Here is a 7838-nt window from a genome sequence, read left to right on the forward strand (position 1 = left end):
ATTTTGATACTCATAGTCTATGCGATCGCATCTGCTACGATGACTATCCATTTTGGCGGTCGTTCATCGATGGGTGTGGTTGTCTAGAATCTCACTTGCTCAGGTATGGCGATCGCCTAGGAGGAAGCGATCGGAGCAAAGGTTAGGTAGATCTAACCTGCCCAGCACACCCATGGCTAGAGAGGATAAGAACTCAGGGTTGCTTGGCGTTATGGCTGTATTTTCTTATTGGGCCACAGACTTCATAATTATAGCCTTTTTGACTATGCATTTGAGTTGGGGAAGAATGTTATACATCTCGCATCTAATACGACTTAAGGTATAAAAGTCACCGCCATCTTCTGCGGTGGAAGAACTTTTGGCTTTGAAATGAGCAAGCCGATTGCGTAAATACGTATACTTAGTTTCCTCTCTATCTGGTATTCCAGACTGACAAGATCTTTCTTCTTGAAATTCTTCGCAGATAAAATCTTCAAATTGACGTTGGCGCTGTTTTTTCCTGTCACATAAGTATAGTCCTATAGCATAGAGGCTCATATAAATAGCTATTGGATCAGTCATGCATAATGCTGCATAGAACATATCGCTATAAATATCTTGCTCCTCATTATCTTTATTTAGAAAGTCAAGAAGCTTTAAAATAGCTTCTTGACTGGTAAAGTAATAGTCCTTTGTTTCAATATCAGCGCACTGTCCTTGGCTAGCTTCAACAATGATTCTATTATCATCTGCTGTCACTTCTTCATGTAGATCATCTCGCTTGAGTGACGCTTGGTGAAGAAAGGAGTAATGAAACGTGAGTTTTTGAGTAATGTATCTTACTAGGCAGTCGGACTCTTCTCGCAATAACTTCAAACAATTATCGCTCTCAAACTCGGTGCTTTTCGGTATGACCTCAATGGTGTTATCGTTATCAGCATCAAATACAACTATGGCCCTGTCTATATACAAACTGTCAATAACTTTAGGACAAACCTCAATCGTGAAAGCTTGCTTAACCAGTATTGAAGATTCTAGACTGAAAACTCTGCTTCCCTTGAGAGTTCTTCTACGTGACATGTAAACAATCTCCCTTATCAGCTTCACAATTCTATCTCAGCTCACAGCCTAGAAACATCTTGCTACACCGTCACCCCTTCTAGCTCTTCATCGGTTAACTCATAGAGCGATCGTAACTAACTAATCTTCTGATGATCTAGGTACCAAAAGCAGCAACCATAGACTTTTAGCATCCAAACGCCAGACTCACTCGAATAACGCCACTAGTCTGCTCCTCCGCTCTCTTACTGCTCTAATCCAACCATTCAATATTGCTGCGCCACACTCTACTCCTTAGCGCCCAATGTTTTTAGATCTAATTGCTGAACGACAGAAATGCCTTGAACATCACTGATGCACATGCCTTCATAGGGATGATCGATCCGGGTCGTTAGACTACAGTTCAGTGATGGTATGTGCCAAATTTTCAAGGTTTCGTCTGCAGCACTGCTGTAGAGATATTGATTATCGTTCGAGAACTCTAGGGCCAGAATCTGGTTATCGTGCCCTTGAAGTGCAGCCACACAGTCTCCTGTGTTTGGTTCCCAAAGGCGGATGATGCCATCATGACAACCTGTTGCCAGAAGATCTCCTTGAGAATTCCAGGCAATAACACTGACGACTCCAGGATGCTCTAGAGTTCGGATACAATAGCTAGCATCAGGTCGGATTTGCCAAAGTTTTAAGGTGTTATCATAGCTGCCGCTCGCAAGCAGATCGCCCTTTGGATGCCAGGACAGACGCCAAACCCAGTGCTTATGACCTGTGAGCAGGTGAACACAGGTCCAGGTATCTGGTTGCCAAAGATAAAGATCGTTGTCGCCTGCGGCAGCAAGCCATTGTCCAGTCGGATGCCAACGCACTGAGAGCACCCAGTTACTGGATGCGGCAAGGGTGCGAAATGGGGAGAGTTGGTTGAACTGCCAGAGCTTCACGGTGCCATCAACGCTGCCGCTAGCCAACCAATCTTGGGTTGGATGCCAGTCAACAGACCAAAGCCAGTTAGCATGACCTCGCAACACGCTGAGGCAACGCCGAGATGATTGTGACCAAATCCGTAGGGTGCGATCGTGAGACGCGCTAACAAATTTTTCTCCATCAGGGCTCCAGCGAAGGTCTGAAATAAGATGATCGTGACCATTGATGTGATCAAAGTGAGAGGGCTGATCCGGTCGCCAAAGCCGCAGAATGGTATCATCGCAACCCAGCACCAGCGTTTCGCCGTTTGGGGAGGCGGCGATCGCCCGTACATTTGCTAAATGCCCACAGCAGCTTTGCAAACAATGTCCTGATACCGTATTCCAAAGCCGCAGGGCCCCATCATGACCACCGCGGGCTAGCAGCACCTGCTGGGGATGCCAGCGAGCATGCCAAACCCAATTGTCATGACCTTGCAACACCTTCAGACAGCGCCCAGTTGCTGCTTCCCATAGGCGAATCGTGGCATCGTGAGACGCACTGGCAATCACCTGACCATCGGGACGCCAATCTACACTCCAGACCGTATTCGTATGCCCCTGAAGCGATTGCAGACTATTGGATCTGGGATGCCACAGGTCGAGGGTACTGTCTTCCAGCGCACAGGCGAGGGTTTGCCCATCAGGACTCCAGGCAGCCCAGCGCACCGGCACGTCATTAAAATTCTGGGTTTGCTGGCAACGCCCATCTGGAATTCGCCAAAGCTTGACAGTACCATCACTGCTGCTGCTGGCTAAGGTGGCAGAGTCCACATGCCAAGATAAGCTATTCACGATATCTGTATGCTCAGCAATCACAGACCCTGGATCCGAAGCAGTCGGTCGCCACAGACGAATTGTGCCGTCGATGCTGCCGATCGCCAATGTCTCGGGATCAATCCAGGCGATCGCTCGGGCAATCGTTGGCGCAACCGACAACTCCGCTTGCAAACCTCCTGTGCTGAGATCACATACCTTCACCGTTTGGTCTTCGCTACAGGTTGCAATCCATTGCCCATCGGGATGGGGGCAAATGTCCCAGATGTAGCTTCTGTGAACCGGGAACGTTACCGTAGGTTGGAAGTGAAGACTGTCCCACAGTCGCACCTGTCCTATACTGTTGCCTGTGATCAAGGAGGTGCCATCCTGACTGTAGCTCAGGGCAAAAATGCTGCCGAAGGTTTGTTTAAAGGCGGTGTGCCTAAAGTGGGCACGGGCAAAATTGACCCGATGAAAGAGCCGATATCGCAAGTCAGCATGGCGGATGGTGAGCCCAGAAAAGTCAAAACCAGTTAGGTGAATATCGAGAGCGTTGCCAAGATTGATGAGGTTGCCGGCTCCATAGCTGGTGGGATGGGTGGTGCGAATTGCTGTGAGCAGGGTCTGCAACTATTGGGTTTGCACGGCGATGGTGGGAAAGCGCTCTCGCATCGCGACAACGATAGGCATGACCATGAGCCGCCGTTGAGACTCAGCGATCGCCTCCCGCAGCGTGGTTTTCATCAGTGCATAGTGATGCCAGAAGCACAGATCTGCGCTCACTACCTCACGACTTAGGGTTTCCACCAAATATTCAGTGACATATTCCATAACCACAGGCTGTTGGGTGTAGCGCCGATGGCGGCTTTCAATCAGTCCTCGCCAGCGAAGGGATTCTAGCGCTTCTAACAATCGCACTTTAGGCACCGTCGGCAACATGTCCTCTGCCAACTCGCCCATATCTGTCCAATCGCGGTTGATAGCCAGCCAAACCATAACCGCCTGCTCCAAGTCACTCAACCGTTGAAACTGCTCCTCTAGCAGCCGACGCACACTGTTAAAAATGACCGCATCTTCTGCCAGAAATGCGCCGATGTCTCTCTCAAATAAGTCCTGAATGGTAGTGGCTATAAGTTTGAGGGCCAGGGGATTATAGCTGTAGCGATCGCACAATAGTTGTTGCTGAACCGTCGTGCCCTGCAATCCCTTGTTCTGAAGGAGAGCGATCGCGGTCTCCACAGACCCGCTCAACTGTAGCGTCCGTGTGCTGCTATTCAGGCCCTCTAGAGCCCCAATTTCCGCTGATTTTTCCCGACTGGTCAACATGATACAGCTTTGATGGGACGTTTCACCCAACAACCGAATCAGGTCGCCATAGTCTTCATACCCTTCCCGGTAATATCCAGCATAGTCGCCCGCTTGCAATATGGTTTCGAGATTATCTAGCACCATGAGGCACTGCTTTTCCCTTAGCCAGTACAGCAGGCGCGATCGCCCGCCGTCCATGTCTTGATGATCCGACAGGATGTCGATAAGGTCAGCAAGCAGAGCCGAGAGGGGTGGAGCATGACGCAGCGATCGCCAGATGATGTGGGTGAAAGGGGTCGCTGAGTAGCTGGATGAAGAAGAGAGGACAGAGGTTGGGTCAGAGTTTCCCTCCCCTCTCCTCTTTTCCTCAGCAAATTGCTTCGCCACCTTCGTCACCAGAGTACTTTTACCAATCCCCCCCATCCCCAACACAGCAATCAGCCGGCAACGTTCTGTGTCAATCCAGCGAGCAATGATGGACTGCTCTTCCTGGCGTCCATAAAATTGTGTGACGTCGGGTGCTTCGCCCCAAGAAGTTATGGGATGAGGTCGGAATGTTGTTTCGGCAGCAGTGTGCTGGAAGGCTACATCCGTTACAATTGCTCGTCTTTGGATGGCTGCTTTAAAGTTCTTCTTGTTGACAGACTCATCAAGGGCTTGGCTGAGGGTTTTCCAAAATTTAGGGCCCACGTCAGTGGTGAGATAGTTGATAGAGTAGCCAGCTTCGTCGGCAATTTGGGGATAGGTTTTACCCTGCCAGGATCCTTCAAAGATCAGGGTTTCAATGTCGTTAAGAGAGCGCCCAATCGCTGCTTGCAGCGCAGTATTCACGATTGTGAGGGCTGTCTCCAGAGTCATGGCTAGGTTGGGAGTATAGTGACCTCCCATGAGATTACTGGAAAAATCAGAACATTTGAATAATCTACAGGTTTTTATTTGAGATAGATAGGTACGCAACACCTCCTTCATGGGTCAGGTTGCAGCTATGCCGATCCAAACCGTGAACAAAGGCGACCTCCTCTAAGATATGAGCCCTATCAGATATAAGCCCTGTCATGTGCATAAACCTTTGGTGACGACAGGGGGCGCTGCTCCATCAGGGCATGGCCTCTAGGGATATTAAATCCGGCTGAAGGGTTACACAGAGTTACAACTTGGATATCCTGCCTTGGCCGCTGCGCCGCTTCCTTGGCAGGGAGGCTATAGCCCCTCAGGTACTGACCAAGCTTTGCATACAAGGCGTGTCTAACCGGATTTAATATCAACCCTCGTTGGTCAGACTGGGAAAGAAGGAGGTCAAACCCTGATTCTCTCGTCAGGTATCGTTAGCTGCAATGACGAGAGAATCAGGATGTCTCCCCCTGACAAAAGAAGGATCAAGCGCGGTTTAGCTCTTGGAGAACCTGTTGGCGTGTCTTGTCATCAATGAGGGCCTTTTGAAAAGCGTGACTCATCCAGCGTTTGATGTCGGTGAGCGTAGCCTTTCTTTCTTGCATTAAACGCAGGAGCTCATCCGTTAGAGTGACGCCAAAAAAGGTTGGGTCGTCAGAGTTAACAGTGACCGCGACTCTGGCTTGGTCTAGCTCAAAAATGGGATGGGCTAGGTAGGATGCCACATTGCCCAGTCGCTCATTGGAAGTCGGACAAACCTCAACGGTAACCTGGCGATCGCGCAACAACTCCACTAGGTCTGGATCTTGCACGGCTGACGTACCGTGGCCGATCTGGGTAATTCCCATCTGCTCAACGGCCATACGAATACTTTCCGGGCCCGTCATTTCGCCGGCATGAACTTTGACCCGCTTGCCTACGTCCCTAGCAAGATCAAAAGCAGGTTGAAACAGATCAGCAGGCCAGCCGACTTCATCCCCCTGCAGATCATAGCCAGAGACAATATCCAGCAATCGCGTTTCCTTCACCCAAGCGATCGCCTCTTCCACTCCGTGAGGACGCATCAACCCGACAAAGATACGGATGATGCAGTGGTGCGATCGCGCCCGTTCAAGTTCGGCAGCGATCCAGTCCCAAACCTGGGGCAACGAGGCTCCATGACGTGCCACCATAGATGGTGCAAAGTTCACCTCGGCATAACGGATATTTTGCTCAATCAAACTATCAACCACATCACGCATGACCTCTGCATAGCCACGGGGCGTTTGCAGCCAAGGGTGTATGTAGCGCCGAAATAGGTCTTGAAATTCCCCAAAGTGGGAAAATCGAAACCCTGCTTCATGCCAAGGGGGCTGCTTTGGCAATGACGTTCCAAAATGGTGGTTGTGCGCTGCCCGCAATGTTGACCAACGGGGAGCCCCTTCTAGATGCAAGTGCAATTCAGCTTTAGGCAGTTGAATGAGATTGTGCATGGGAAAATCCTTCGTCATATCTGACTGATACGCTCTTAGCTCGCAATTAAATAAAGCATCGAGATCAGATGTTGCTCGATCAGAGCATAAACCTCTAGCTAGAAGACCAGACCCTCTAGGCAAATTTTTGCGGAACCATACCACGATCCAGCAACATCGAGACTTGTCCATTCATGCGAAGGTCTTGCTGTTGCTCAGTAAGTTCTAGCTTAATATGCTGGAGCGATCGCCGAGTAGAATCGACGCAGCAAAAGCTACAACGCGGATAGAAAGGATTATTCCAGCAAAGGGCACAAAACTCTTATCCCTTTTGGGAAAAGAGTTTCAGACATAAACCATAGGTTTTCATAGGTTTCCTTGAGATGGGTTCCATAGCTTTTCCAGAGAGACAAAAATAGATAACTCCTCTACAGTAGAAATCGAACACAAAACAGAACATCAAAGTCTTGCTCAAGTAAGGATTCCTCTGGATACAACGTCTGGTTTTACTAAGAAGGTGATTGTCATCCGTTCTGGATTGCCATGAAAGCTTGGGCATGACCCCGATATAGCCTCCTTTTCAGGAGACGGTACAACGAGGGATCGAAGGCAGCATGTTCCAGTCATGAGTATTCAGCCAGATTTGATATGACCATCATCGGGCGATCGCCTTATCCCAAGACTTGAGTTCATGGCAAAGATATGTTGAACCAGTATACCCCTCATCATGCTTACGTTATGGTCAATATGACGACGTTGATGTGATAAGCCAACTAACGTAACAACGTTTTGGAGATTTTTTTGATGTTTGCAAACGCGATCGCTATTCTTTTCCGTCTGGATGAGAAAACCTGGCAAGGTCACTCTAATCCTTGGTGTTTCTGGACTCGCCTGACCGTCATACCGCTATTGTTTCTAGCTATTTGGAGCCGAGTCTGGATAGGTGAATGGGCCCTGGTATTTGTGGTGCTTGCCCTCCTCTGGAACTGGTACAACGCCCGTATTTTTCCTGTACCTAAATCCACCAAAAATTGGGCTTCGAAGAGCGTCTTTGGGGAACGCGTCTGGATTAACCGTCAGCAGGTGCCTATCCCCGATCATCATCGAATCTTTCCTAAAGCCCTAACCGGACTCTCAGTGGTCGGTCTGGCGATTTCTGTGAATGGTCTATGGGCTTTCAAGTTACCTTTTGTTCTCCTTGGGCTGATGCTGATGTACATCGGTAAACTTTGGTTCCTTGATCGCATGGTGTGGCTCTACGAAGATATGAAAAACACCACGCCAGACTATGCCAACTGGCTGTATTAAGCCCTCTTTTATTACTCTCGGGAAAAAAGGGTTGATATCAACCTATCTCGACATCAGATGATCAGGTTATCAGATTATATGTAGGGCTTGCTGAAAAAAGAGCAACAAACTGTAAGGCAGATGCTCA

At 49.1% G+C, this 7838-nt stretch carries 5 protein-coding genes; 1 reads left to right on the top strand and 4 read right to left on the bottom strand.

Annotated features, from left to right (window positions below):
- Positions 1 to 225 precede the first annotated feature (225 nt).
- The 4 genes from V6D20_00640 to V6D20_00655 form a co-directional block, all read right to left on the bottom strand.
- Positions 226 to 1086, bottom strand: coding sequence for a hypothetical protein (locus V6D20_00640; protein HEY9814304.1), 861 nt, complete (start codon positions 1084 to 1086; stop codon positions 226 to 228).
- A 239-nt stretch (positions 1087 to 1325) separates the two neighbouring features.
- Positions 1326 to 3383 carry a hypothetical protein gene (locus V6D20_00645; GenBank protein HEY9814305.1) on the bottom strand — a complete coding sequence of 686 codons (2058 nt, stop codon included), beginning with the start codon at positions 3381 to 3383 and terminating at the stop codon, positions 1326 to 1328.
- Positions 3384 to 4919 carry an ATP-binding protein gene (locus tag V6D20_00650; protein HEY9814306.1) on the bottom strand — a complete coding sequence of 512 codons (1536 nt, stop codon included), beginning with the start codon at positions 4917 to 4919 and terminating at the stop codon, positions 3384 to 3386.
- A 518-nt stretch (positions 4920 to 5437) separates the two neighbouring features.
- The gene (locus V6D20_00655) at positions 5438 to 6424 is read right to left on the bottom strand and encodes an adenosine deaminase family protein (GenBank protein HEY9814307.1); all 987 of its coding nucleotides are present in this window, start codon (positions 6422 to 6424) and stop codon (positions 5438 to 5440) included.
- 783 nt (positions 6425 to 7207) lie between these two features.
- Between V6D20_00655 and V6D20_00660 the strand changes: the two genes are divergently transcribed.
- On the top strand, positions 7208 to 7711 hold the full coding sequence (locus tag V6D20_00660; GenBank protein HEY9814308.1) for a DUF6653 family protein: 504 nt from the start codon (positions 7208 to 7210) through the stop codon (positions 7709 to 7711).
- Positions 7712 to 7838: the final 127 nt, after the last annotated feature.

The organism is Candidatus Obscuribacterales bacterium (assembly GCA_036703605.1).
GTDB lineage: Bacteria > Cyanobacteriota > Cyanobacteriia > RECH01 > RECH01 > RECH01.